This is a genomic window from Cupriavidus sp. 01L45 (assembly GCF_056399885.1).
Genome location: NZ_JBFTSG010000006.1, coordinates 168,502 through 193,358 on the forward strand (window position 1 = coordinate 168,502; position 24,857 = coordinate 193,358).

General features: G+C 65.9%; 25 protein-coding genes. 9 read left to right on the forward strand and 16 right to left on the reverse strand.

Annotated features, from left to right (window positions below):
• Window positions 1-8: 8 nt before the first annotated feature.
• The 9 genes from gspD to gspG form a co-directional block, all read right to left on the reverse strand.
• Window positions 9-2,420, reverse strand: coding sequence for a type II secretion system secretin GspD (gspD, locus tag AC1DT6_RS06245; RefSeq protein WP_477114560.1), 2,412 nt, complete (start codon window positions 2,418-2,420; stop codon window positions 9-11).
• A gap of 53 nt (window positions 2,421-2,473) precedes the next feature.
• A complete protein-coding gene (locus AC1DT6_RS06250) occupies window positions 2,474-3,304 on the reverse strand; it encodes a type II secretion system protein N (protein WP_477114561.1) in 831 nt (276 codons plus the stop codon).
• Window positions 3,304-3,921 carry a type II secretion system protein M gene (locus tag AC1DT6_RS06255; RefSeq protein ID WP_477102475.1) on the reverse strand — a complete coding sequence of 206 codons (618 nt, stop codon included), beginning with the start codon at window positions 3,919-3,921 and terminating at the stop codon, window positions 3,304-3,306. Before AC1DT6_RS06255 ends, AC1DT6_RS06250 begins: the two co-directional genes overlap by 1 nt.
• A 23-nt stretch (window positions 3,922-3,944) precedes the next feature.
• Entirely contained in the window at window positions 3,945-5,345 is a 1,401-nt protein-coding gene (gspL, locus tag AC1DT6_RS06260; RefSeq protein WP_441635645.1) for a type II secretion system protein GspL, read from the reverse strand.
• A 341-nt stretch (window positions 5,346-5,686) separates the two neighbouring features.
• Window positions 5,687-6,760, reverse strand: coding sequence for a type II secretion system minor pseudopilin GspK (gene gspK, locus AC1DT6_RS06265; protein WP_441635643.1), 1,074 nt, complete (start codon window positions 6,758-6,760; stop codon window positions 5,687-5,689).
• Window positions 6,757-7,473 carry a PulJ/GspJ family protein gene (locus AC1DT6_RS06270; protein WP_441635641.1) on the reverse strand — a complete coding sequence of 239 codons (717 nt, stop codon included), beginning with the start codon at window positions 7,471-7,473 and terminating at the stop codon, window positions 6,757-6,759. The genes gspK and AC1DT6_RS06270 overlap by 4 nt, the downstream gene beginning before the upstream one ends.
• Window positions 7,451-7,879: a type II secretion system minor pseudopilin GspI gene (gspI, locus tag AC1DT6_RS06275; protein WP_441635639.1), complete on the reverse strand. Its 429-nt coding sequence runs from the start codon at window positions 7,877-7,879 to the stop codon at window positions 7,451-7,453. Before gspI ends, AC1DT6_RS06270 begins: the two co-directional genes overlap by 23 nt.
• Window positions 7,876-8,361 carry a GspH/FimT family pseudopilin gene (locus tag AC1DT6_RS06280; RefSeq protein ID WP_441635637.1) on the reverse strand — a complete coding sequence of 162 codons (486 nt, stop codon included), beginning with the start codon at window positions 8,359-8,361 and terminating at the stop codon, window positions 7,876-7,878. Before AC1DT6_RS06280 ends, gspI begins: the two co-directional genes overlap by 4 nt.
• Window positions 8,362-8,397: 36 nt before the next feature.
• Entirely contained in the window at window positions 8,398-8,865 is a 468-nt protein-coding gene (gene gspG, locus AC1DT6_RS06285; protein ID WP_276291195.1) for a type II secretion system major pseudopilin GspG, read from the reverse strand.
• 269 nt (window positions 8,866-9,134) lie between these two features.
• Here gspG and AC1DT6_RS06290 point away from each other — a divergent pair, with 269 nt between their 5' ends.
• The 3 genes from AC1DT6_RS06290 (at window position 9,135) to AC1DT6_RS06300 (ending at window position 11,363) form a co-directional block, all read left to right on the forward strand.
• Window positions 9,135-9,725 carry a hypothetical protein gene (locus tag AC1DT6_RS06290; protein WP_441635635.1) on the forward strand — a complete coding sequence of 197 codons (591 nt, stop codon included), beginning with the start codon at window positions 9,135-9,137 and terminating at the stop codon, window positions 9,723-9,725.
• 163 nt (window positions 9,726-9,888) lie between these two features.
• The gene (locus tag AC1DT6_RS06295; RefSeq protein WP_441635633.1) at window positions 9,889-10,476 is read left to right on the forward strand and encodes an EF-hand domain-containing protein; all 588 of its coding nucleotides are present in this window, start codon (window positions 9,889-9,891) and stop codon (window positions 10,474-10,476) included.
• 395 nt (window positions 10,477-10,871) lie between these two features.
• The gene (locus AC1DT6_RS06300) at window positions 10,872-11,363 is read left to right on the forward strand and encodes an Lrp/AsnC family transcriptional regulator (protein WP_035862473.1); all 492 of its coding nucleotides are present in this window, start codon (window positions 10,872-10,874) and stop codon (window positions 11,361-11,363) included.
• 79 nt (window positions 11,364-11,442) lie between these two features.
• Here AC1DT6_RS06300 and AC1DT6_RS06305 read toward each other — a convergent pair whose 3' ends face one another.
• Window positions 11,443-12,141 carry a GNAT family N-acetyltransferase gene (locus tag AC1DT6_RS06305; protein WP_441635630.1) on the reverse strand — a complete coding sequence of 233 codons (699 nt, stop codon included), beginning with the start codon at window positions 12,139-12,141 and terminating at the stop codon, window positions 11,443-11,445.
• 415 nt (window positions 12,142-12,556) lie between these two features.
• Here AC1DT6_RS06305 and kefF point away from each other — a divergent pair, with 415 nt between their 5' ends.
• Both kefF and kefC read left to right on the forward strand, forming a co-directional pair.
• Window positions 12,557-13,114, forward strand: a complete 558-nt coding sequence (gene kefF / locus AC1DT6_RS06310) for a glutathione-regulated potassium-efflux system oxidoreductase KefF (protein ID WP_441635628.1) — start codon at window positions 12,557-12,559, stop codon at window positions 13,112-13,114.
• A 10-nt stretch (window positions 13,115-13,124) separates the two neighbouring features.
• Window positions 13,125-14,948 (forward strand): glutathione-regulated potassium-efflux system protein KefC, encoded by a 1,824-nt coding sequence (kefC, locus tag AC1DT6_RS06315; RefSeq protein ID WP_477102474.1) that lies wholly within the window; start codon window positions 13,125-13,127, stop codon window positions 14,946-14,948.
• A gap of 41 nt (window positions 14,949-14,989) precedes the next feature.
• On the opposite strand, the gene AC1DT6_RS06320 is transcribed toward kefC, so the two are convergent.
• Window positions 14,990-15,634, reverse strand: coding sequence for a TetR/AcrR family transcriptional regulator (locus AC1DT6_RS06320; protein ID WP_441635624.1), 645 nt, complete (start codon window positions 15,632-15,634; stop codon window positions 14,990-14,992).
• A gap of 23 nt (window positions 15,635-15,657) precedes the next feature.
• Window positions 15,658-16,452 (reverse strand): DUF1835 domain-containing protein, encoded by a 795-nt coding sequence (locus AC1DT6_RS06325; RefSeq protein ID WP_441635622.1) that lies wholly within the window; start codon window positions 16,450-16,452, stop codon window positions 15,658-15,660.
• A gap of 208 nt (window positions 16,453-16,660) precedes the next feature.
• On the opposite strand from AC1DT6_RS06325, the gene AC1DT6_RS06330 reads away from it, so the two are divergent.
• On the forward strand, window positions 16,661-17,662 hold the full coding sequence (locus AC1DT6_RS06330) for a L,D-transpeptidase (protein ID WP_441635620.1): 1,002 nt from the start codon (window positions 16,661-16,663) through the stop codon (window positions 17,660-17,662).
• 127 nt (window positions 17,663-17,789) lie between these two features.
• A complete protein-coding gene (locus AC1DT6_RS06335; RefSeq protein ID WP_441635618.1) occupies window positions 17,790-18,260 on the forward strand; it encodes a universal stress protein in 471 nt (156 codons plus the stop codon).
• A 92-nt stretch (window positions 18,261-18,352) separates the two neighbouring features.
• On the opposite strand, the gene AC1DT6_RS06340 is transcribed toward AC1DT6_RS06335, so the two are convergent.
• The 3 genes from AC1DT6_RS06340 to AC1DT6_RS06350 all read right to left on the reverse strand — a co-directional run bounded on the left by AC1DT6_RS06340 (window position 18,353) and on the right by AC1DT6_RS06350 (window position 22,606).
• Window positions 18,353-18,631, reverse strand: coding sequence for a DUF1488 family protein (locus AC1DT6_RS06340; protein ID WP_441635616.1), 279 nt, complete (start codon window positions 18,629-18,631; stop codon window positions 18,353-18,355).
• Window positions 18,632-18,723: 92 nt separating this feature from the next.
• Window positions 18,724-20,817 (reverse strand): FUSC family protein, encoded by a 2,094-nt coding sequence (locus AC1DT6_RS06345; RefSeq protein ID WP_441635614.1) that lies wholly within the window; start codon window positions 20,815-20,817, stop codon window positions 18,724-18,726.
• 541 nt (window positions 20,818-21,358) lie between these two features.
• Window positions 21,359-22,606: a nucleoside recognition domain-containing protein gene (locus AC1DT6_RS06350; RefSeq protein ID WP_441635612.1), complete on the reverse strand. Its 1,248-nt coding sequence runs from the start codon at window positions 22,604-22,606 to the stop codon at window positions 21,359-21,361.
• Between the two features lie 292 nt (window positions 22,607-22,898).
• Here AC1DT6_RS06350 and AC1DT6_RS06355 point away from each other — a divergent pair, with 292 nt between their 5' ends.
• Window positions 22,899-23,657, forward strand: a complete 759-nt coding sequence (locus AC1DT6_RS06355; RefSeq protein ID WP_441635610.1) for a GntR family transcriptional regulator — start codon at window positions 22,899-22,901, stop codon at window positions 23,655-23,657.
• 253 nt (window positions 23,658-23,910) lie between these two features.
• Window positions 23,911-24,081 carry a hypothetical protein gene (locus tag AC1DT6_RS06360; protein ID WP_441635608.1) on the forward strand — a complete coding sequence of 57 codons (171 nt, stop codon included), beginning with the start codon at window positions 23,911-23,913 and terminating at the stop codon, window positions 24,079-24,081.
• 26 nt (window positions 24,082-24,107) lie between these two features.
• Here AC1DT6_RS06360 and AC1DT6_RS06365 read toward each other — a convergent pair whose 3' ends face one another.
• Entirely contained in the window at window positions 24,108-24,503 is a 396-nt protein-coding gene (locus AC1DT6_RS06365; RefSeq protein ID WP_035862401.1) for a DUF488 domain-containing protein, read from the reverse strand.
• Window positions 24,504-24,857 lie beyond the last annotated feature (354 nt).

Here is a 24,857-nt window from a genome sequence, read left to right on the forward strand (position 1 = left end):
GGCTTGTCTCAGTTCACCGCGCGGGTGGAATCCACCGTCGCGTTGCCAAGGTTGACGCCCGGCGGCGGCGTGCCATTGCCCGACGGGTTCTGCGTGCGGGGTTGCGGTTGCTGCTGCGATTGCGGCAGCGTCTGTTCCAGCGGCAGCGGACCCGGCACCGGCCCGCGCGAGCGCGGGTCGACGAAGGGCGACATCGGCGCATCCGCCGGCGGCAGCACCGGCGTATTGCCGTCGCGCACCATGATGTTGGGCGACACAAAGCCTTGCTGCAGGGTGCGCATGTAGTCGTAGCGGTCCTGCGTCAGGCGGTCGGTGGCGCCGGCGGTGCGCATCACGTACGGCCGCAGGAACACCAGCAGGTTGGTCTTGCCGCGGTTCTTGTTCTCGTAGCGGAACAGCCCGCCGATCAGCGGCAGGTCGCCCAGGCCCGGCACCTTCTGCACGCCGTCTCCGTAAGTGTCTTCGATCAGGCCGCCCAGCACGATGATCTGGCCGTCGTCGACCAGCACATTGGTTTCGATCGAACGCACATTGGTGGTCGGGCCCTGGGTGAGGGCGGCGGTGCCTTGCACCACGGACGACGACTCCTGGTAGATCTGCATCTTTACCAGCCCGCCGTCGGTGATCTGCGGCTTGACCCGCAGCGTGATGCCGACGTCCTTGCGGTCGAAGGTCTGGAACGGCGTGACCGACGCGGCGCCGCCGGTCTGCGCGTAGGAACCGGTGGTGATCGGGATGTTCTGGCCGATCAGGATCTTGGCTTCCTCGTTCTCCAGCGTGATCAGGTTTGGGGTGGACAGCAGGTTGACACTGCCGTCGGCGCCAAGCGCGTGCAGCAGGKCGCCCAGGCCCATCGCCTTGTTGACGAGGCCGAGGTTCAGGCCGGCCAGGTCCGGGATCAGGCCCGAGACCGCAGGAATGGCCGCTGCGCCGCCTGCGTTGATGGCGGCGGCGGCGCCGGTCAGGTTGATGATGTTCTGGCCGCCGGTGCCGAAGTTGGTGCCGGCAAAGACGTTGGTATTGCTGCCGCGCGAGTTGATCAGGCCTTGCCACTGGATGCCGAGCTGGCCGGTCTGGGTGGACGACACCTCCACGATCATCGATTCGATATAGACCTGCGCGCGCCGGGCGTCCAGGTCTTCGATCACTGTGCGCAGGTTGCGGTAGACCGGTTCGCTGGCCGTGATGATGAGCGAGTTGGTGGCCGGGTCGGCCTGGATGATGCCCCCGGTGGTCGGCAACGTGTTGGTGGCGAACGAGTTCGCGAATGCCGAACTGCCGGAGCCGAAGCCGGAGCCGGAGCCGCTGCGCGACGTGCCTGTGGTGCCGCCGGTGTACTGGCCGCTGGTCGGCGCCGAGGTGTTGAGCAGCCCGGTGCCGCCGGTGGCGCCCGCGCCGGCCGCGCCAGGCGTGCCGGACTGGTTGGTGTTGAAGGAACCGTCGGCTGCCACGATGGCGCGCAGCGTCAGCGCCAGCTTGGTGGCTTCGGCGTTTTTCAGCGGCACCACCCAGATATTGCCCGGACGCGCGTAAGGCTGGTCGAGCTTCTCTATGAGCTGGCGCGCCTGCTGCAAGCGTGCCCGGCTCGAGGCGCGGATCATGAGCGAATTGCTGCGCGGCTCCGCTACCACCGAAGTGCGCAGGCTGGCATCCGCGGCGGCCGCGGCGCCGCCAGCGGCGCCGGCCGCGCCCGGGTCAAGCAGCTTTTGCAGCACCAGCGCGGTATCGCTGGCAATGGCATTCCTGAGCGGCACCAGCTCGACCTCGCCAGAGGCGGGCGCGTCGATGGCGGCAATGATGCGGGCCAGGCGCTGCAGGTTTTCCGCATAGTCGGTAATGACCAGCGTGTTGTTGGCCGGGTAGGCAGTGATGGTGTTGTTGGGCGCGATCATCGGCCGCAGCACCGGCACCAGGTTGTTGGCCGACTCATAGTTGAGGCGGAACACCTGGGTCACGACCTGGTCGCCGCGCGACCTGCCACCGCCTCCGATCACGATCGGCGAGCCCTGCAGCTTGGCGTCGGCTTCCGGCACCACCTTGGTGAAACCGTTGCTCTCGACCATCGCGTAGCCCTGCATGCGCAGCACCGAGCCCAGCGTTTCGAGCGCCTGCGAGCGCGACACGGGTTGCTCGGTCACCAGGTTCACGGAGCCCTTGACGCGCGGGTCGATGACAAAGTTCTTGCCGGTGGCCTGTCCCACCGCCTTCACCACCGATTCCAGGTCGGCGTTGACGAAGTTGAGCACGACCTGGTCGCGGTTGCGCGGGGTCAGGTCCGGCGGCTGGCCGGGCTGGGCGGCGGGCTGGCTCGGTTGCTGGGCCCACAGCGGCGCGGGTGCCAGCAGGGAGAGGCCGCATAGCAGCGCGGTGGCGCGGGCGCAGCGGGTCTTGAGCGAAGGTCGAAGGGCTTGGGTTTTCATATTCGGTTCCGGGCTGCGGGCGGCGGCGTGAAGGTTTCGCGCCGCCGCCGGGGTCAGAAGCGCAGCCGTGTCACATTGTCCTCACGTCGTCCCAGCAGGCTCAACAGGCCTACCAATTGCTTCGCGGCGTCGGGGTCGGCACGGGCCGTGCCCTCGAAACGCGCGTGGCGGCCCAGGGTGCCGTTGCCTTGCAGGTGCAGCGGCCCGGCGAGGGTAGTCAGTTGCAGCTTGCCGTCGGCGCCGGCCCAGTCGATCTCGGCGCGGTAGCTGCCGAGGGGGCGCAGGCGGCTGACAGCCGATGATACTTGGTCGAGCCGCAGGGTCACGTGGCCTGTCAAGCCGGCAGCGCCGCCCGGCTTGCCGGGCTGGCCAAAGAAGCGGCCTTGCAGCGTGGACCAGTCGATGCGCATCAGTCCGTCCGGGCGCAGCGTGTTGAACGGCGCGCCGACGCCTTCGAGCAGCGATGCGGGCAGGCGGATGGCGCCGGCTTGCGCGGTCCAGCCGAATGGCGTGACCGCCACGCCCACCGGGCCGCTCATGGCCTCCGAGTGGGTCACCACCACGCGCAGGGTGCCGGTCAGCAACGGCAAGAACGCCACCGACCATTGCAGGCGGCCGGGCAGCACGGTGGCGGTCTCGCTGCCGGCGCCCGCCGACAGCGCCAGGGTGGCGCTGCCTTTCCAGATCGAGCCATCGGCATCGGCCAGCAGCACGCGGCGCTGGCTGCGGCTGGCGATGCTGTCGGCGATCCATGCTGCGGGGAATGCCGCCAGCACGGTCAGTGCCACGGTCACGCAGCCGAGCGCCAGCCAGCCCACGCGCCGCCAGCCGCGAGGGCTGCGGACGCGGCGGCGGGGCAGCCTGAGGGCTTCCAGGCGCGCCATCAGCCGCGCCCGCCCGGGTTGCCGGTGGGGCCTTGCAGGGTTGCGGTGACATTAACCACGGCAGTGGGGCCAACGTAAACGATACGGGTATCGATCACCTTGAGGCGCTGCTGCTGACGCACATCCTGCAACCAGCTCGCGACCGAGCCGAAGGGCACCTTGTCGAGCTGGACCTGCACGCTGTTGTCGCCGGTGCCGGCCAGGCGGGTGGCCTTGAGGCCATGCTGGGCGAGGCTCTCCTGCAGCGCCTGGTTCAGCGCCTCGCCGCGCAGCGACGGCGCCGGGCTGGCCGCCAGGCCGCGCGCTTCCTGCGCCAGCGTTTCCATCTCGGCGAGGTCGCTGCGCAACTGCGGCAGGCTGCGCTGCAGCTTGGCGCGCCCTTCGGCGGCGGGCTCCCACAGGACGGTATAGCCGATCACCAGTGCCAGCACGGCGCTGCCGCCAGCCAGGATGGCCTGTTCACGCGGATTGCGCGCCGACCAGAATGCGTCGAAACGCTCCTGCCAGCGCTGCGGCACGCGCGGGCGCAGGCGCGCCAGCCGCTCCGCGGCGCGCGCCCGGGCGCCCGGGCTGCGCTTGGCGGCGCCCGGGCCGGGTTTCGATGCGGTGTCTTTCATCAGGTTCACTTGGCGGTCCGCGCTCACAGGCTGGGCTTGATCGACCAGCGCGTACCGGCCGGTGCGTTGCCGCGCGAGGGGTCGGGCGGGCTGTTGTCGGCTTCCATGGCCAGGCCGGACTGGCGCGCCGCGCTGCGCAGAGCGTCGGTGTCGGTGTCGGGCTTGAGCGTGGCGAACAGGGCATGCCCGCGGTATTCGAGCGCCAGCAGCGCGTCCGGCGCGAGTTGGCTTGCGGCCTGGCTGAAGCGGTCGGCCAGCGGCAGGAAATCGTCAGGCGTGCTGCGGCCGCTGGCCAGGCGGAGCTGTTCGACCTGGCGGCGCATCTGCAGCGGCGGGTCAATCACCACCGGAATTTGCGGGAAGGCGCTGCGCAATGCCTGTTCCTGCCCGGCCACCAGCCGTTGCTCTTCCTGGCGCAGCAGCAGCCAGTGGGCGTTCATGCCGATCAGCTGGACTACCATCAGGCCCGCAGCCAGCGCCAGCGGCAGGCGCCAGGCCTTGAGGTTCCAGCGATCGGCGCGGCCCTGGGCGAACTCGAACTGGGCCAGGTCGAGAGAGGGCTCGCGCAGGCTGGCCTGCGCTCCTTCGATCCATGCCTGCCAGTCCAGCGGATGCGCGCCCTGGGGCGCCACTTGCGCCATGGCTTCCGGCGATGCGTACCACTCACCGGCCGGGGCAAGTCCCTGCCAGGCACCCAGCGCATCGGAACCAAGCAGCAGGCCGTAGCCTGCGTACTCACCGCTGCGCACAGTCAGTTGCCAGTAGCGCGGGATATCGGCCGGCGCGGGTACACCCTCCGTTTCGAACAGGGGGGACGCGCTGGTCAGGGTGGCGGCTTCAAGCGCCAGTGCAGCCATGACCGCGGGGGCCGGGGCATCGGCAGCGGCGCTGGCCGCTGCTTCAGCGGGAGCGGCCACTACCGGCAGCGGCAGGCACAACTGTGCCGGCAGCACATGGCGGCGGCGGTAGCGATGCTCGGCAAAGGCGTCCAGCACGGCGCGCAGCCAAGCCCGGTCGGTCACCATCAGCAGGCGACGGCGCGAGCCGCTGGCAGCCTTGCCCGTCACCGCATCGAGCACGGGGCCAACGGCGATATGGCAAGGGTGAGCGTCGGTGGCCAGCACTTCCTCGACCAGGTTCGGCAGCGCCAGCTTGAGGCGCGCCGGCGCCAGTGGCGGTACCGTGGCGCCGGTCAGCAGAACGTCGCTGGCTGCCATGATCAGGACCAGTCGGTCGGCGGCAGGCAGTTCGGCGATGGCAGCGTGGCCTTCGCGCAACAGCTGCCCGGCCGTTTGGGGGCCATGCCGGCGGTCGCGCTCGGCGACGGCCGTGCGCACCAGGGCAAACGGCAGGGCACCGAAGTGCCAGGGTTGCGGCTGGTCGTGCGGCCGATGCGGCAGGCGGACGTACAGGGTGGTGCTCAAGATTTCCTTGCTACTGCGCCAATCATGGCGTCATTGAACGATAGCGGGGGCTGGTGACCCTGCAGCGGACCGCGCCGCGCGCATGACAGACGCCCAGCATGGCTGCCGGCGGCACCGTACAGGCGGAGCGCCAAGTTCATGGGACCACGGTTCCGCCGGGCCGGAGCATACCTTGCCTGTGTGACGAATTGGCGTCAATACGTATCTGTCAGACTTCAGTTGGCAAACGCTCGAAAAGCGCGCCGGCAGGCGTCGCCGGGGACGCCTGGACGCTTCGTCACGACAGGGACAGCGGCGTTGCCTGGTGCCCGGAACCACACCCGTGGCCGCGGCGGGGGGCCTCAACGCTGCTCGGGCATGCGGTCGATATCGCGCACCCAGACCACCCGGGTGGTGTTGGCGTTGCCCAGCACTTCGCCGCGGTAGACCAGCGAGACCTGCATGCGGCTGGCGCGCTCATGGCGAATCAGCCCGTAGACGAGGAAATAGTGGGTGCGCACGTCCAGCGTGCTGATGGCGGCGTTCGGGTCGGCCTGCGGTGCCAGCGTGCGCAATTGCGTCTGCAGGTCGCCGATATTGTTGAAGAAGGCGCGGTCGCGCTGGCGCACCAGTTCGCGGGCGCGGTCCAGCGGCAGCTTGTCGATCACCGCAGTCAGTACTTCGGCCTCGGCGGTGTTGGCATTGACCAGCGTGCGCTCGGGCAGCACATCGACAAAGGGCGTCAGCGTGGCCACGATAGCCGGCGTGTAGCCCGGGATGGCGAGCAGGTCGTTGACGTCATCGGGTGAGCGCAGTCCCCGCTGGCTGTCGCCGCTGTTGCCATTGCTGCCGCCGGCGGCACTCAACAGGTAGCGCGCGGTTGGCTCGGCCAGCGCCACGTTCAGGCCCAGCGTCTGCAGCAGGCGGCGATAGATCGCCAGGCTGGGGGCGTCGATGGTGGCGACCCGGCCTTGCGTTTCGCTGGCTGTCCATAGCACCAGGTTGCTGAGGTTGAAGCGGGCCTGGGCGTCAAGGATGCGGCCCGACAGGAACGAGGTCTCGCCCTCCTGGTCGGTACGCAGCGCGGCGCCCAGGAAGTCCGACAGGCGGGTTTCGGCGATCGGTACCGCCCAGGGTTCGCCCAATTGATCCACGTTGGTGCGGCGCTGGTCGTCGCGCAAGATCAGGCGGGCCCAGTCGACGGCCGCGCGTTCGATCCAGGTCGCCTGGGCCAGCAGGCGCTGGTTCTCGATCGAGCGGATCTGTACCTGCTGCCGCCATAACATGCCGGATACCACCACTACCGCCAGCGTGACCACCAGCAGCGCCGTCACCACGGCGGCCCCGCGCTGGCGGTGCCTTGTCAGCGCAAGGGGAGCGGGGCGGCGGGCGGTTGCCGCCCGCGCGGCCGCGAGATGGCGTGGGCGCTTGCTCATAGGCCGGTCATGCAGATCTTCTGGAAGCGCCGCGGCGTGTCGCCGTCGCCCATGCGCGCCGTCAGGTTGAGCTCGATCGCGCGCACCACCGTGGTGGCCACGCCCGGGCTGGCGCTTGCGCCCGAGGCAGCCAACGCGCTGGCGCTGGCGTTGCCGCCAAGCAGGGCCGCGGCAATGCGGCCGTTCTCGGTCTGCCAGCCGCCGGGCTCGATCCAGGCGCGTGCCGACAGGCTGTCCGCATCGCTGACCAGCGCCCGCGCGAGGTTGCCGCCAGCGTTGGCCTGGCGCAGGGTAATCATCGCGGCCCGCACCGCGTTGCGGTTGTCCGCCGGCGGGCTGGCCACCCGCACCACGGTATTGCCGTTGAGCCGGTAGACCACCACCTGCCACTGCGCGGGGCGCCCCTCGTCGCGGCGGTCGCGCACCATCAGCACCTGGCCATTGCCAAACTCGACCGGGCTGGTCTGCAGCAGGGCCGGGCTGGCCAGAGCCTCGCAGTCTGACTGGAACTGGCCGTATAGCAACTTGAGCGTATTGAGGCGGTTGTCGTGGTCGGTCAGGCGTTCGCGGCCGCGCGTCATCGCATCCAGCCCGCGCCAGGCGATCACCGCGATCACCGCGAGCAAGGTGATGGCCACCAGCATTTCCAGCAGCGTGAAGCCGCGCGCGGCTGGCCGCCCGAATGGCCGCCTAAAGCAGGTTGCGCGTTTCATTGGGGACGATGGTGACGAGCCAGGCAAGGCGCACGGATTTGTCGGCGCCGGACGGGTAGACCGCAATCTCGACGCGGCGGAAAGACGGGTTGGGCGTGCCGGAGATCGTTTCTTCGCAATACAGTTCGACGCCGCCCTGCGGGCAAGCGTAGCCGCGTGTGCCGGGTTCGGGCCAGGTCTTGGACAAGCGCAGGCTGGCGAGGTGGTTCTCGGCGTTCCACTCGGCCAGCATGCGGGTCTGCAAGGAGGAGCCGGCCTCGATCATCGATCCCATCGCACGCATGGCGGCGGTCAGCGCCACCGCCAGGATGGTCAGGGCGACCAGTACCTCGATCAGGGTGAAGCCATGCGCGGGCAAACACCGGCGTTTGCGGGGGAACGGGAAGGACGGTGATCGGAGCATCATGGCGTGCTGGCGAAGTAGCGCCCGGTTCCGTCGGCGGCCACGTCGACGCGGATGTCGCCGCGCACCAGCACTACGTGCTGGGGGCCGTCGATCAGCTCCCGCCCGAACACCAGGCGGGCGCCGGTGTTGCCGCTGCCGCCTTCGGTCACGGCCACGCCGTCGAGCGGCAGGCGCCACTTAGCGGGTGCGAATACATCGGTCAGCGGGATCCATCCGGCGGGCGTGGCTTGCAGGAAACGCCAGCCGCCGGTATCGGCCTCCCAGGCGATCGGCCGGGCACGCAGCTGGGCTTCTTCCTGTGCCAATTCGAATAGCCGCGCAATGCGCTGTCCGTCGTCCAGCACACGGCCGCGCTCATTGGGCGAGGCATTGACGGCGACCAGCGCGATCACGATGCCGGCGATCACCATCACCACCAGCAGTTCCAGCAAGGTGAAGCCACGGTCGCCATGTGATCGCCGTCCCTGTGGCCAGGTGCTCATGGCTGCGCGCCCGGCCCGGATCATGGCGTTGTTACCTTATTCCCAGTTGCCGATATCGGCGTCGTTGGCGCTGCCGCCAGCCTGGCCGTCGGCGCCGAAGCTGAACACGTCGATCTCGCCACGCACGCCGGGGTTCAGGTATTGGTAGGGATGGCCCCAGGGATCCTTGGGCAGTTTTTCCAGGTAGCCGCCGCCTTTCCAGTTATTGGGAACCGGCTCGGTGGCGGGCTTGGCCACCAGCGCGGCAAGGCCTTGCTCGGTGGTGGGATAGCGGCTGTTGTCGAGGCGGTACAGCTTGAGTGCCTGCATGATCGAGGAGATGTCCTGGCGCGCTGCGACGATACGGGCTTCATCGGGGCGGCTCATGATCTTCGGAACCACCAGCGCGGCCAGCACGCCAAGGATCACGATCACGACCATGATTTCGATCAGGGTAAAGCCGCGGGCGCGACGACGGCCGAGGCGGGGGGAAGAGTCGGAGAAGTTGGCAACGATCCTGCGCATCATGGTTAGCCTTATGGAATTTCTGGCGGAGCGCCTGCTCTTCTTCTTGCGCGTGGCGGCGATCCAGTTAGTCAAACAGTATAACCGCCAGAACATGACGACTTTGTGAGCGAGTGCTCGCATGTTCACCCACCTCGAAACGGCCGCGGCGGCAGCCGCTGGCACCAGGCCGCCGCCCGGTGCCGCTGTGGAGCGGGCGTGCGTGGGGCAGACAGCTGTCATACGGCTCTGGTAGGCTTGGTACTTTCACGCCCAGTTTACCTATCTCCGTGCAACTATCCCTGCGGCCCGCCCTTCGCTTTAACCCCTTCGGCCTCTGGCTGCCGCGACTGGTCGGGCTCGTGCTGTTCGTCGCGCTGTGCGCTCTTGCGACCCGCTGGGCGCTCACCTTCAGCGCGATGAAGACCATTTCCGTGCCGCGCGTGGCGCGCGTGGCGCAGACCGAGGCGGTGGAGACCGGCGCGGCCGGCACGCTGTTTGGCGGCAGCGCGCAGTCCGGCGTGCGCGACGTGCAGGTAATCGGCGTGGTTGCCGATATCGGCAGCGGTGCCGGCGCGGCCATCGTCTCGCTCGATGGCGGTCCTCCCAAGGCGGTGCGCGCGGGCACGGCGCTGTCGCCGCAGATCCGGCTGACGGAAGTACGCGACCGCGCGGTCGTGATCGAGCGCAACGGCGTGCGCCAGGAGATTGCGCTGCCGGTCCCTGCCATCGTCAGGCGTGGCCCGGCAGTTCCGGCGCAGCCGGGGCTGCCCTCCGGCGCCGCCGCGCCGCTTTCGACACCGATGCCGGCCACGTCCGTTGCTGCTCCGCAGCAATCCCAGCCGGGCGGCGGCAATGAATCAACTAGCGTTAAAGACTGACTTGTAACGGCGGCGTGCTGACTTACTTACCGCAACTTTCAGTGGTTTACACGGGCGGCGTCCAACTGTGACCTGCGTAACAACGTATTAGATGGACCAACTTTCCGGCCTGCCCTGCGCTCTAATCCTTACCAGTCCACTGAGACGAAAAAGGAGCAAAGACATGCAAGGCAATCTCAAGACGCGTTCGATCCGGAATTTCATGGCCGCTTCGGCGGTGTTCCTGGCGATCGGCGGCACGGCTTTCGCCCAGACCGCCGCGGCCCCGGCAGCGCCCACACCTGCGCCAGCACCGGGAATGGACGGCGGCATGCATCACCATATGGGCCATGGTGGCGGCATGTGGCTCAAATCGATCGATACCGATGGCGACGGCGCGATTTCCAAGGCCGAAGCCGATGCGCTGTTCAACAAGATCGACACCAATCACGACGGCAAGCTCGACAAGAACGAACTGGCGGCTTATCACAAGGCGAACTGGGAGCAGCGCCGGGCCGAGATGCAGGCTGAGTTCGAGGCCCGCTTCAAGGCGGCCGACAAGAATGGTGACGGCGCGCTGACCAAGGCTGAAATGCAAGCTGGCATGCCTCGCCTGGCCAAGAACTTCGACCAGTTGGACACCAACCATGACGGCAAGGTGACGCTGGACGAGATCCGCGCCGGCATGAAGAAGATGCACGACCAGCGGATGCAGCAGATGCCCCGCAATAGTCCGCCCAATCCGACGGCACCGTCGAGCCGCGGCGGCTAAGGCAGGACGCACGGCGCGACGCGCCGTGTGAAAAAGAAAAGGCGCGGCCGGACTGGCCGCGCCTTTTCTTTTCGCGCTTGCGGATGACGCGCGCCACGGCGCGGTTGGCCGAGCCCGTGTTGGCACCATCCTTGCCTTCCCAACGTTCGGCCAGGTGGATCAACGGATCGCAGCTGCCCCTGGCGGCCTGAATGTTCAATGCCGCCCGGCCCCGGGCGCCCGGTTCCAGTGCACGGTGGCAGGCGGAGGCAGCATCTTGCACCCGGAAGGCGATCGCGCGGGGCGATGAAGCCGGGGGGCGGCCTACCCATCCACAAAAAATTGCGTACTTGTGCACGATTTGCTAAATTTGCGCAAAAAAATTGCCGACAAACATATTGCGGAGCAACAATATCGTGAGCAAGGTGGAGCTGGACAAGATCGACAGGAAGATCCTGGAGGTGCTGCAGACCAACGGGAGGTTGACCAACCTGGAAGTGGCCGAGCGCGTGAACCTGTCGCCCAGCCCCTGCCTGCGGCGCATTCGCCGGCTGGAGGAGATTGGGGTGATTCGCCAGTATGCGGCGCTGCTGGAGCCCGGCAGGATCGGGCTGGGGTTGCTGGCCTATATCAATGTACGGCTGGAGAAGCATGGCGGGGCGCCCAAGGGCAAGGCGCCGCTGGACTTGTTCCGCGCCTCCATCGCCATCTGGCCGGAGGTGGCCGCCTGTCATGCAATGACGGGAGAGATGGATCTGCTGCTCAAGGTCTATGTAGAAGACATGGAGCACTTCGCGCGCTTCATGAAAGACGATTTGCTGGCCCATCCGGCGGTGATCGACGTGCGCTCGAGCTTCGCGCTCGAATGCATCAAGGACACCACGGCCTTGCCGGTACCGGGCGGCTGATCCATGCCGCAGGCGCCGGCACCAATGAAAATGGCGCGCCGGGTGGCGCGCCATTTGAACGTGGCCGGTTGGCGCCGCCTCAGGCGGTACGCTTTTGCGGCACCATCGAGCGCCAGAAGCGCAGGCCGAAACGGCGTGCATCGCGAAGATTGCGGCGCAGCATGTAGTCGAGGTCGGCTACCTGCTCGTCAAGCGCTTCGGTCAGGCGGCTGACCGTATCGGCGGGCGGCAGTTCGAGGTAGGCGTCGGCCTCGCCATAGGCGTATTGCACTTTCATGCCGGCCTTTTTGGCGATGTGCATCATGGCGGCATTGCGCGACAGGCAGTGCATGTACAAGGTGCGCACGTTGCTGTTGCGGCCGTGCATGGCGGCACGCTCGAACAGTGAGCTGCCGATGCCGCGGCCACGGGCACTCTGCGACACGGAGACGCCGAACTCGGCCACGCGGCCCTGGGCGTTGTCGCGCAGGTTGGCGAAGTGGCCCACGCCGATCAGCTCCAGGTGTTCGTCGTAGACGCCGAAGACAGTGTCGTGGTCGAAATCGATGCTGTCGACATAGGCTTCGATCACATGATCGCCAACCGACTGGCCAAAACGGAGCAGGCGATCCTCCTCACCCAGGGCGAGGAAATGCTTGAGCAGGCGCGAGCGGTGATGCGCTGCCAGCTCGCGCACCAGGGTGGTGGGGCGCTGCGAGGCCTGCGCGGCTGCGGCTGCACGGCGGAGATCTTCGTCGGATACGGCCCCGACGGCCTTGCTCAGTTCGAGCGGATTCACTTTGTTTTCCTCGCGACGTATTCAGGTATAAAAATAGCACTCAGCGGGTGTTTATCCATGCACTTTCGGCATTTGGCACGAAAGCCAAGGGCAAACACTATCTTGCTGCGATGCAAAAAGTATTGTAGTGGAATTGTCAGTTCGACGTAAGGTTAGGCCCGAGAGAAGCTTGTGCGATTTTGTAAATTTCGTATAAATCTATGTAAATCAATGGGTTGCGGCGATATCGAAGGGGTGATTCCGGCATCGCGTTGTGGGTTTGCTGCAACGCCGCATTCCTTTCTGTTCCGCCACCGGCCGCCTTTTGCACCTTGAACCCGCGTGCCAGCGCCGGGTTGCGCGCATTGATTTGTGATTCACACGGCATTTTTAGCCGGGTGCCCCTCGTTTTGCATTACATTTTTCAGGATTTTTCGTGGACCCCAAGGCAGAGCCCCCGATTCTCGTCATCTATGCGCATCCCCGGCCGCATCTGTCTCGCGTCAATCGTCCACTGGCGACAGCGCTGGAAAGCTTGCCGGACGTCACCGTGCACGATCTCTATTCCAGTTACACCGACTACGACATCGATGTGGTCGCGGAGCAGCGCGCGCTCGCGCGCGCCGGCACGCTGGTGTTCCAGTTCCCGGTGCAGTGGTACAGCGTTCCGGCCTTGCTCAAGCTGTGGCTGGACGAAGTCCTGGAGAGCGGCTGGGCCTACGGTCCCGGCGGGACGGCGTTGCGGGGCAAGTCGTTGCTGGTGGTGGCCAGCACCGGTGGACATGCCGACTCGTATGGCCCCGATGGCGCGCACGGCCACAGTATCGAGGAATACATGCTGCCGCTGGAGCAGACCGCCGTGCTGTGCGGCATGAACTGGCTGGCGCCGCTGGTCCTGCATGACGCCAACCAGGCCGATGCCCGGACGCTGGCCGATCACATCGGCCGGGTGTCCGGCGTATTGGGCGGCGCCGCGCGCGTTGCCGCAGGCTGAGGAGCGCGCCATGGAACAACACGATTTCCTGGTGGCGCTGGTGGTCTTCCTGATCGCCGCGGTGGTGGCCGTGCCGGTGGCGCGCCGGTTCGGCCTTGGCGCGGTGCTCGGCTACCTGCTGGCGGGCGTGGCGATCGGCCCGTGGGCCCTGCGGCTAGTCACCAATGTCGAATCCATCCTGCATTTCTCCGAGTTCGGCGTGGTGCTGATGATGTTCGTGATCGGCCTGGAACTGGAGCCCAAGAAGCTGTGGGCGTTGCGCCGCGTCATCTTCGGCTACGGCGGCGCCCAGATGGCCGCCTGCGCCCTCCTGGTCGGCGGCGTCGCGGCGCTTGTCGGGGCGCCGTGGCAGGTGGCGCTGGTGGCGGGCCTGGGGCTGGCGTTGTCGTCCACCGCGATAGCGTTCGCCACGCTGACGGAGCGCAACCTGTTCGGTACGCCCGCGGGTGCGGCCAGCTTCGGCATCCTGCTGTTCCAGGACATCGCCGCGATCCCGATGATCGCGCTGTTGCCGCTGCTGGCGGCCGGGGGCGCCGAAGCCGGCGTGGCCGGGACGTCGGGGGCGGTGGGATGGCTCGGGGCGGCGAAGGCGGTCGGCGTGATCGGCACCGTGGTGGTGGGCGGGCGCTATCTGGTGCGGCCGGCGCTGCGTTTTATTGCGCGAACCGATATGCGTGAGATGTTCACCGCCTTCGCACTGCTGCTGGTGGTCGGCATCGCCCTGATGATGGACGCGGTGGGATTGTCCATGGCGTTGGGCACCTTCCTGGCCGGCGTGCTGCTGGCGGACTCGGAATATCGCCATGCGCTGGAGGCCGACCTGGAGCCGTTCAAGGGCTTGCTGCTGGGCCTGTTCTTCATGGCGGTCGGCATGTCGATCGACTTCGGCGTGCTGATGCAGGCGCCGGGTCAGGTGGCTGCCCTGGTGGTTGGCTTCGTGCTGCTCAAGACGGTGGTACTGGCCCTGCTGGCGCCGCGCTTCGGCATCGCGCGGGGCCAGTGGCTGCTGTTTGCGCTGTTGATTTCGCAAGGCGGTGAGTTTGCCTTCGTGGTGTTTGGGGTGGCGGGAGGCGCGGGCCTGCTGCCGGCGCGCACCGAGGCACTGCTGGTGCTGGTCGTGGCGCTGTCGATGGTGGCTACGCCGCTGCTCCTGCTTGCCTACGACCGGCTTGTGGCACCCCGGCTGGCCCGCCTGGCGCGCCGTCCGGACGATGTGATCTCGCCGCAGGACAACCCCGTGCTGATCGCCGGCTTCGGCCGCTTTGGCCAGATCATCGGCCGGTTGCTTTATGCACAGGGAATCGGCGTGACCGTGCTGGACCACGATCCCGACCAGATCGAGTTCCTGCGCCAGTACGATTTCAAGGTCTTTTACGGCGATGCCACCCGCATGGACCTGCTCGAATCCGCCGGCGCCGAGCGGGCGCGCATACTGGTGGTGGCGATCGACGGGATGGAGGACAGCCTGGCGCTGATCGACAGTGTGCGGGCGCGATTCCCGCACCTGGAAATCTATGCGCGGGCGCGTCATGTGTCGCACGTCTACCAGCTAAAGGACCGCGGGGTGAATTTATTCGAGCGCGAACTGTTCGAGGGGTCGCTGATGCTGGGACGCCGCGTGCTGGAGGGACTGGGCTACGATCCCACTCATGCGCGCTCGCTCGCGCTCAGGTTCCGGCGCCACAATATCGCGGCGATCGATCGGTTCTACCCGCATTACACCGACCAGAAAAAGCTCGTATCGCTGGCGCGCCAGGCGCGCGACGAACTGGAGGAAATGTTCCGGCAGGATCGCGACCAGCGCCGCCGCAAGGAAGAGGAAGACTGGTCCTGATACAACGGGCGCCCCGCTGGCGCCCGTTGTATCGATATGCCTTACGCGGCACTTCCAATCTGCCTGGCCGACGCTCCGGTGGCGTGGGTGCCCGGCAGCCCGCCCGCGAGCAGGTCGATCACCATCTCGGCGAATTCCGCATACGACAGCTTGCCGCCAGGCTTGAGCCAGGTGAAGGTCCAGTTGATCATGCCGAACACCGTCATCGTCAGCGCCGCCTGGTTGTCGCGGTTGACGCGTTCCGGGTAGGCCCTGCGCAACTGCCGCGAGAAGGCGGCTACCACGTCGCGCTCGCGCTTGAGGATCTGGTCGCGCTGCTCTTCGGCGAGGAACTTGACGTCGTTGATCAGGGCGACGTGCCGGGTTTGCGAGGTTTCGTACTCGGCAAGGAAGGCCCGGATCAGGTTGGCGAAGCTTTCCCGCTCGCTGCGCCCCTGGCGCTCGGCCTCGGCTTCGACCTCGGTCACGATCAGCATAAGCCGGCGTGTGTAGCGGTCAAGCAGGTCGAACAGGATCGCTTCCTTGCTCTCGTAATAGTGATATAGCCGCGCCTTGGAAGTGCCACAGGCGGCGGCCAGATCGGCCATCGAGGTGCTGGGGTAGCTGCTGGCGGCAAAGGCGGCGGCGGCCAGTTCCAGGATCTGTTCGCGCTGCGCCTCGAAATCGGGTGCCTTGGTACGGGCCATGGAGACGTTTGCTTTTCTTCTTCTTAATCGCCGCCGGCGGACAGATTGCGGCGGAGCTCGCACGTCTGCAGCGACTCGGCGTTGCCGCGCAGCACGAGCTGGCCGGCACCGATCAGTTCGCGGCAGCGCCAGAACACAAACCAGTCGCTGGCCAGAAGGCCTTCGATGGCGCCCATCACGCCRCCCACCACTTGGGAGGCCGGCGCCCATTCCAGCGGGGCGCGCTCCAGGATCACCTCATCGACCGTGTGATAAGCCGCGGGCACCAGCGTATTGCCTTTCCACAGGCGCACGTCGGCGTTTTCCTTGACGTTCTGCTGCCACTCGTAGCCCAGGCGGCCCAGGCGCAGTACCGAGACCGGCGCAATGGTGGAGAAGCGCCGCGCCAGGCGGGCCGCGGGGTACATGCCGATAGCGGCCAGGTTGCCGCTTGCTGGTACTTCCAGTTCGCGCAGGTCCATGGCCACTTCATTGATGCGCTGCGGCGACTGGTAGAGATGGAACACCACCCGGCGCAGCATCAGCTGGTCGGATGCGCTCTGGCCATGCCAGATGGCGACTTCCAGCTCATCCTTGCGCAACTTGTGCAACTGGTCGAGCGCCTGGTGCATTTCTGCGGCGAAGTCGATGTCGCTATAGGGCGCCACGCGCTGCCAGAAACCGGAGCGGATGAGTCCGCTGCTGTCGACGTCGGCAAGTGGACCGACGGCGAGGTCGTCGCGAAGCACGACGACCGGGTCGGGCCGGGCGGCCTGGGCGAGGGCTTGCCGTAGCGTGTTGCCCGCTACGTCGCCGTTGACGACATGGATGTATTGCATGGCCGTGATTGTATATGGATGCGCCCAGACTCTGGCATGAAACGCAAGGGCCTTGCCGGATCGTTCCGGGCGCCTCACCCCACCCGCGTGCGCTTGGCTGCGCTTCCATTGCCGATGCGGTTCAGGGCATGTCCCGCGTGCAACACATCGAGCGTTGCGCCGGGAAATCGTCGCCACCGCAGCGGTCTATATAAGAGTAGGAGGCACTATGCACGTGGTGCCTGGTAGCGTCGGCGGCGTTAACGGCGCTCACCCGGCGCTCACCCGATATCTTGATCTTGAGCAAGGCAGCGGGCTGAACAAACGTGAATCATCAAGCATAGCGCTTCGATCAGCGCATTTCCGGGTAACRCCGGCCCGGTATCTGGCTGCGACCTTGCGCAAGGAGGCAACTATGCAATGTACTCGCCCCCGGAGGGCCGGCGTCCTCGCTTTCCGCCAGCGGTGCGCACTGCTGGCGCTGTTGGGGCTGTTTTCAATCCAGGCGCCGCTGGTTGCTGCCAACAGCGAATTCGGCACGGTGCGGCAAGCGTTCACGCAGCAGGTGCCGCGCCATCTCAACTTGCCGGCCGCCACCGTCACACGGTATGCCGGCCTGCTGGCATCCGCGCTCCAGGCCGACGGGCTGGATGCCGGGGCCGGCGACTGGGTCGTTCTGGTCGACCGCAACCCCCGCGTCCAGGCCGCCATGGTGTTCGCGCGAGCTGGCGACGGCGTCTCCTGGCGATGGGTTGGCGCGACATCCACATCGACAGGCAAGCCGGGTGAATTCGATCACTTCATCACGCCCGTCGGTGTGTTCGACCACAGCCTGGAGAACATGGATTTTCGGGCCGAGGGTACTTACAACGAGAACGGGATCCGCGGCTACGGCGTGCGCGGGATGCGCGTCTATGACTTTGGCTGGGTCGATGCCGAACGCGGCTGGGGCAAGGGTGGCGAGAGCCAGATGCGCCTGCAAATGCACGCGACCGACCCCGACCGGCTGGAGTCCCGCCTCGGTCGTCCGGCGTCCAAGGGATGCGTGCGGATTCCTGCCGGACTCAATCGCCTGATCGATCGTTTCGGGCTGATCGATGCTGATTACGTGGCGGCGGTCGAGCGCGGTGACTCACTTTGGGTTCTTGCGCCGGACCGCACGCCGGTGGCGCGGCCGGGCCGCTATCTCGTGATAGTCGACTCCGGTGCGAGCCCGGTTTCCTCCCAGTGACGCTGATCCGGGTACGGGCAACAATGTGCCGTACCAGCTACCTGACGCATTGGGAGAGTAGTATCCATTCCGGCGGAGCGCTATGGCGCTTTCGCCACTATCCGTGATGTTCCTGGAGCAAATGGCAATGACGAATGCGGTATATAAGAAGATCGTGGTGGCTGTGGACGGTAGCGCAACTTCCGACCTGGCCCTGAACGAGGCAATCCGGCTCGCAGGTGCCGGCGACGCGGAGGTGCTTGCCCTGTATATCGTGGACAACGGCCAGCTAATGTTCGATGTCGCCTACTACGACCCGACGCCGGTAATGCATGCCTTGGCCGAGAGCGGCGAACGCGCGTTGGCGGCTGCGGCCCAGCGGCTCGCCGCGCAAGGCGTGCGTTACGAGACGCGCCTGGTGAGCGAACAGGCGGTCGGCGGCGATATCGCCGGATCCGTGAATGAGGCTGCCAGCAACTGGGGTGCTGACCTGATCGTGATTGGGACCCACGGCAGGCGCGGCGTGCGCCGGCTGGTCCTGGGTAGCGTGGCCGAGTCGGTCATTCGCCAGGCCAACGTGCCGGTGCTGCTGGTGCGTGGCCAAGCGGTGGAAGGCTGAGCACGACCAGGCGCGATAGATGGATGCGGCCGGTCGGGGACCGGCTGGCATGCAGCCGGAACGGGGCGCTTTGCTTGCCAGTCCTCGGGTTCTCAGCCGGCGAAACGGATATGCCCGCTGCGCAACAGGATCTCACGTGCCTGGGTTAGCTCGAACAGCCCTTCGGCAATGCGCTCGATACGCTGCCGGTGGCTGGTGAACGCTCGCACCAGATCTTCCTCGCGCGGGGAGCGCGCGCCAAAGTGTGTTTCGAGCGCCTCGGCCGTGATGGAATAGAGCGTTGGCTTGCCGTTCACCGTCGCGGGGCAGGAGAGCGTCAGACTGGCCGCACAGTAAGTGGGAACGCTGCGGGGAAAGGAAATTTCGGGCATGGCGTGCCTCACATCGGTCACTGAGGGATGACACCATTCTAGGTGATCGTGCCGATCCGTGATGCAGGCCCGCGCCGGCAGCTTGACCGCAATCAACCCGGTTGCGGCAAGTGCTGATCAGTGCGCTTGCTTTGGCCGCCTGCCAGCCGGTGTATTGCGGCCATGGCTGCGTGCGCCGCGCTGGCCTGGGATGAGGCGAGCACGGCCTGTTCGATCAGGAACCGGTCGAGGGAGGCGGTGGCGTCGGGCATGGGGCCGGCCGCGACGGTCGTCGCGCCGGCGCCGGGGTGTGCCGCCAGCTCTGAAAGCTGCGCCGCGAGGCCTTGCAGCATTGCCCGCGTGGCCGGCTCGGGCAGGCTGGCGCCGGCTTCAGCTTCGAGCCCGGCTCGCACCAGTCCTGCCAGTGCCGCCATGCGCCTCAAGGCCATATGCAATTTGGCATATTCCCAGGTCAGTTCCGGCGTGAGCTCCGCTGTGGCTTGCTGCAAGGTGTGATCGGCCCGGCTGGAGGTGCGTCCAGCCGTCACACGCAACGTCTCCAGACGGGTTTGCGTGGGAGCCGGCGAGCGGGTGGGCGAGTTTGTAAACGCGCCGGCACCGGCAAACGCCGCACGCAAGTAGACAGTGTTCGCCACGAGGGCATCGAGGCTATGGCGATACACCCGCGACAATTCGGCGCGCGGCGCCAGTACGTAGTAGCTGGCCAGGGCGATGAGGCAGCCGAGCGCCGTGTCGATACCGCGCAGGGCGGCAAAGTGGCTGCTGTCCGCCGCAGGCGCCCCCACCCATGAGAACAGGATCACCGCCGGCGTCAGGCCCAGGGCGAAGGCGCCCGGACTGCCGGCCAGCCGACTGGTATAGGCCGCAGCCAGGAATGCTGCGCTGATCGCCAGCGCAAGCGGCGCCGACGGGTGGGCCATCCCGATGGCGCAGGCCAGCAGTGCGCCCGCCAGGGAACCAGCAAAACGCTGGAATGAGATTCTGCGCGTGGTCTGCAGTTGAGGGCTGAGCACCATGATGACAGTGACCGCAACCCAGTAACCGTGATCCACCTTCCAGAACTGCGCCGGCATCAGGCTCAGGCTGCCGGCCATCGCCAGCCGCACCGCATGGCGGGCCACGCGGGCGTCGCGGGCAGTATGCTCGGCAAGGGTGGCCCGCCAGCGTTGCCACGTTCGCCGGTAGGCGCGTCGCGGCCAGCGGTACTCGTTGCGCCATTCGGCAAACGCCGGATACCCTGCCAATGCACTCAGGGCGGCCTGGTACGGTGGCGGAGCGCCGGCATTGGCCAGCGGCGCGTGCAGGCGCCGCAATTCGCGCGCCAGTGCCGCGCATAGCGATGGCAGGTCTGGCGCCTGATGCGCCAGTGCCTCGCAGACTTGCTCCCGGACATCGGCGACGCAACGCATCAGGTGCGGGAGCGGCAGGCGCTCGACGCTGCCATCGCCGGGTTCGCTCGCATCGTCCCTGCGGCTGTGCAATTCGGCGGCAACGATCAGCAGCGCAAACATGGCATCGGCCAGGCTCACCACATAGGCATAGTGCATCAGGCCAAGGGGATCCCGCAGGCTGCGTCTCGCATTGACAGCCAGGTGTGCCGCCTCGATGCGCTCGCGGATATCGCGCTTGCTGGCGGCCGTATCGCCAACGGGGTTGTCGTCAGCCAGCGCGTTGGCAAAGCGCAGCAAGGCGTCGAACACCGCCAGGATCTCATTGCGCGGTCGGTTGTCGCGTTCTGAAGGAATCAGGAACAGGCAGACCAGGCAGGCGAATATGCCACCGAGCAGGAACTCCTGGCTGCCGGCAATGACGCGCGCGGCCAGTTCTGCGTCTCCGGCTGGCTGCAGGCAGGAGGCGATCAGCACCACATAGAGCAGCTTGGCCGACAGCGCGGGAACGGCACCCTTGGTTTCGGCCAGGCCGGCAGCCAGTCCTGCCATCAGCACCAAGGCTAGCGCTGTCCATGGCGTCACGGCTGCGGCCATCCCCAGGGCGCATGCAACGGCGCCGCCGATCCCAACGGAGCCAAGCGAGATCAGACGCTCGGCCGCGGTACCGCGGCGGTCGGCAAGGCAGGTCCAGATCGAAGCTGTTGCCGCCCACAGATATCCCGCCTGCCCGGTAAGCCATCCCAATCCGGCGAGCGCGAGAAAGGAGAAGGCGTAGACCAGGCCTCTTTGCAGCATCCAGGCATCGGGGCGGGGCGGGCGCAACGCGGAAAGCATGTTGGTAGGAAGGGAGGGCGCCGGAAAGCGGGGATCCGTCGCGCCAAGCGTGAGTGACAGATCGACTCTACTGCATGAAATGCTGCGCCGCAACATCGCGCTGCGGAATCCGTGTTTTACGTTGTGCCGGTGCAATTCGGTCCCATCATGGTGCGCGTGCGGGACTGCTTTGGTGCGCCTTTCGAAAACGCTCGCCGGCCAAGCGATGGCGCGTTATAGCAAGGGCTGACCAAGATCATCGGCAGATCGAGGGCAAAAAAAACCCGCGCAGTTTCGTGCGCGGGCTGGAATCCACCGAGGTGGTGGAGGAGACAGATTCCACTATATACGATTTGTTGCGACGCACCAAGCGGTGCAGATGGTAAGCGTGTCTGGCTTCACAAACATGTTGCTTGTGAGCAACAAAGTAGCGGCTTAATACATCGCCGAGCCCGTTTCCTCATCTTTTTGTTGAGTATTTGACGATATGTTATTGGCCTTATGGCTATGCACTGTTCCCATTTCAGCGGAAAAACAGATACGCAATGCCTACGGCAGCACATAGTCCGATGAGGTCAGCGAACAAGGCGCAGGCCAGTGCGTGGCGGGTGTTGCGGATATTGACGCTGCCAAAGTACACCGCCAGCACATAGAAGGTGGTTTCCGTCGAACCCTGGATGATGGCGGCAAGCTTGCCTTGGAATGAATCGACGCCATAAGTGGTCATGACATCGATCATCAGGCCGCGGGCGCCCGCGCCCGACAGGATCTTCATCAGCCCAACCGGTAAGGCCGGCACGAAGGCAGTGTCCAGGCCAAGCCAGGCAAACGAGGCGGTCAGGCCTTTCATCAGGACGTCCATGCACCCAGTCACCCGGAACAGCCCGATCGCCACCAGGATCGCGATCAGGTAAGGAATGATCTGCACAGCCACGCCAAAGCCCTCCTTGGCGCCGTCGATGAATGCGTCGTAGACATTGATGCCCCTTATCGCCCCGCAAGCCAGGAACACTACGATCAGCGTCAGGATGAAGCCGCTACCGGCCAGCGCTGTGGCGGTGCTGACCTGCTCCGGGGGCGCGTGCCGCAGCCAGAGGAATAGTCCGCCGACACCAACTGCCAACAGCCCGAAGGCGGCCAGTACAGCTGGCTTGAGCAGATTGAGCCGTTGCGCCCAGGCCACCGCCAGCAGCCCTGCCACACAAGAGACGCAAGTGGCCAGCAAAGTGGGCAGGAAGATATCGGCCGCATTGAATCCGGTAAGACCCTGCTTGACGGCGATCGCCTGCCGCATGGCGATTACCGAGGTAGGGATCAACGTCAACCCGGCCGTGTTGAGCACGATAAACATGATCTGCGCGTTACTGGCCGTGTCCGGACGCGGGTTGAGCGATTGCAACTCGCGCATGGCGTTGAGGCCGAGCGGTGTCGCCGCATTGTCCAGTCCGAGCATATTGGCCGACACATTCATCATCATCGCGCCCTGAGCCGGGTGACCCTGTGGGATGCCGGGGAAGAAATGGCGCAGCAACGGGTTGACGGCCCGCGCGAAAACGTCGACTACGCCGGCACGCTCTCCAATACGCATCATGCCCAGCCACAGGCTCATGACGCCGGCAAGGCCAAGGGAAATCTCAAAAGCCGTACGCGCATTGTCGAACAGGCTCGCCAGCATCGCCGGGAACACAGCGGTATCGCCTGCCGCCAGACGGATGCAGGCAACGACGAAAGCAATCAGGAAGAAGGAGAGCCAGACCAGGTTCAGAGCCATCGGCAAAATACACGCGGGGTTTGGGAGGAGTGAGGCCACCGCATCATAGCCTGCCGGGCCAGAAGTACGGGCTGGCGGCGAAGCCATGCGAGACGATGACGGCGCAGGTGCTTTTCGTTGCGCAAAAACCTTGATCTGCCGGTATACAATGCGGACATTGCCACTGCGGCTGCCCTATCCGTGAACGTTCCGGGATGGTGCCGCCGTCCTTGATCCCTTTGACAACCGTCCGCGACGGACAGCCTGCGCGCTTTAGCCGAGGACGGTGTCTTGCTGACCCAAGCCAGAATCTATGTCCGACGCCCCTGGTACCGAACACGCTCTTCCTGGTTCGGATTCCGCCGGCGCCAGCCTTGGCGCCCAGCATTCCCCTTTGTTTGCCTTGGTTACCGATACATTGCGCGAGCGCATCCTCGGTGGGCAATATAGCCAGGGTGAACGCCTGGTCGAGAACAAGCTTTCCACCGAGCTGGGCGTTTCGCGCATTCCCGTGCGGGAAGCGCTTCGCGCGCTGGCGGCGGAAGGCCTGGTGCGCATCGAGCCGCGACGTGGTGCCTCGGTAGCKACGTTGTCGCCGAATATTGCCAAGGAAATGGTCGAAGTGCGCGCCACGCTGGAGGGACTTAACGCCAAGCTGGCAGCCCAGCGCCGTGATCCGGCCCTGATTGCGGAACTCAACGAGGTCCTGCGCCAGGGCACTGAAGCTGCCGCCAGCGGCCGCTCGGAGCGCTTCGTGGAACTGAATTCCCACTTCCACGAAGTGCTGGGCAATATCGCCGCCAACAGCGTGCTGCAGGATATGGTGCGTACGCTGCGGGAGCGCACGGGACTGCTGTTCGCGCCGGCGAATGTGGCGCGCGCCAGGCAGAACTGGGAGGAACATGCCCAGATTCTGCAGGCAGTCATCGCCGGCGATGCCGACCTGGCGGCGCTGCTGGCGACCCGCCATGTATATAGTGCTGCCAAGGCAGCCGAAGATATGGCCGTCAGCGAAACCAGCGGCCGTGACGGTGCCGCCAAACGTGATGGCAGCATCGCGGGTGCTGGCTAAGGGCACAAGGGATGGCCGTCAATTCCGGAGGATGGCCTACGGCCACACGGTATTTGGTATACAAAACATCTTTTTGATGCCGTGTCCGTTCTATCGGGGCGCGGTGCCTGCCTGCTATTGATTTCAAAGGACCAAACCAGGATACATGCCGGCGCGGCCGCCCCATTGTGGGGCGGCCGCGTGCCCTGGTATGACGCACTGCACCAAAATTTGGTATACTATCAATCCTGACGAACCACAATAGGGATTGAGCATGAACTACCCGGCGCCCTCCTATTTCCGGCAGTCGATTGGCGAACAACTGATGGTGCACTATGCGCAGCGCGATGCTGTGCGCCACTGCACGCCACTCCTTCCTATCCGCTGGCCCAGCCTGCGCGCGCTATTTCGCCGCCAGTGCGCGAATGACCACAGGGTGGTGTGACCGGCTCACTGTCGTCTTCGGCTGGCCTAAGCTAGGGCGGCTCCGCGTGTCGCCAACAGGGCGCGCAAGATAGAGCGGTGGCAGCGTTCCTCGTGCTCGCAATAGCAGCCAAGCGAAAAGTTGGTTTGCTGCGACATGGCGGCCAGCAGGTCCAGGGTCCGGCTTGCATCGGGACGGGCCATCTCTGCCCGGAACTGACGCTCGAATGCCCGCCAGGCCTTCTCGTTCCCCTCGCCTTGTATGGCAAGGGCTTCCGAGACCAGTTCGGCTGACGGCGACAGGTTCGGGAACCACACATCGTAGAAGTCCCGCGTGGCGAATTCGGCCTTTGGTACGCCCCGCGGTGGCCGGCGCACGGTCCCGATGCGGATCCCTTCGTCGGGCAACCTGGGCGAGCCCAGCCTCACGATGCGGATGGTCATGCGGATCTCCTCCTATATATAGAGTCGGTGGCGGATGGTGCGCCGACTCGCGTCCTCGATGCCTTCCAATGGTGGCTGTATATTGCCTCGGCCGTATGGCCCTTGACCAGTCCCGTTGCCAGCTTGCTTCTCGCGTCCATTTGTTGACTATGAGGCTCTTTATGGGTCGTGCGAAAAACATTTCAGAAAACGCTTGCCATGGCCGAGGGGCTCCCTTAAGATTCGCCCCCTCGCAACACAACTACCGCGCTGCAAAGCAGGCGGGACAAGGGTTGCGGGGTTGGCAGGGGTGGTTGGCGGCGCGAAAGGCGCGGCGAACTGAAGTAAAAAAACCTGTTGACGAAACGCTGATTG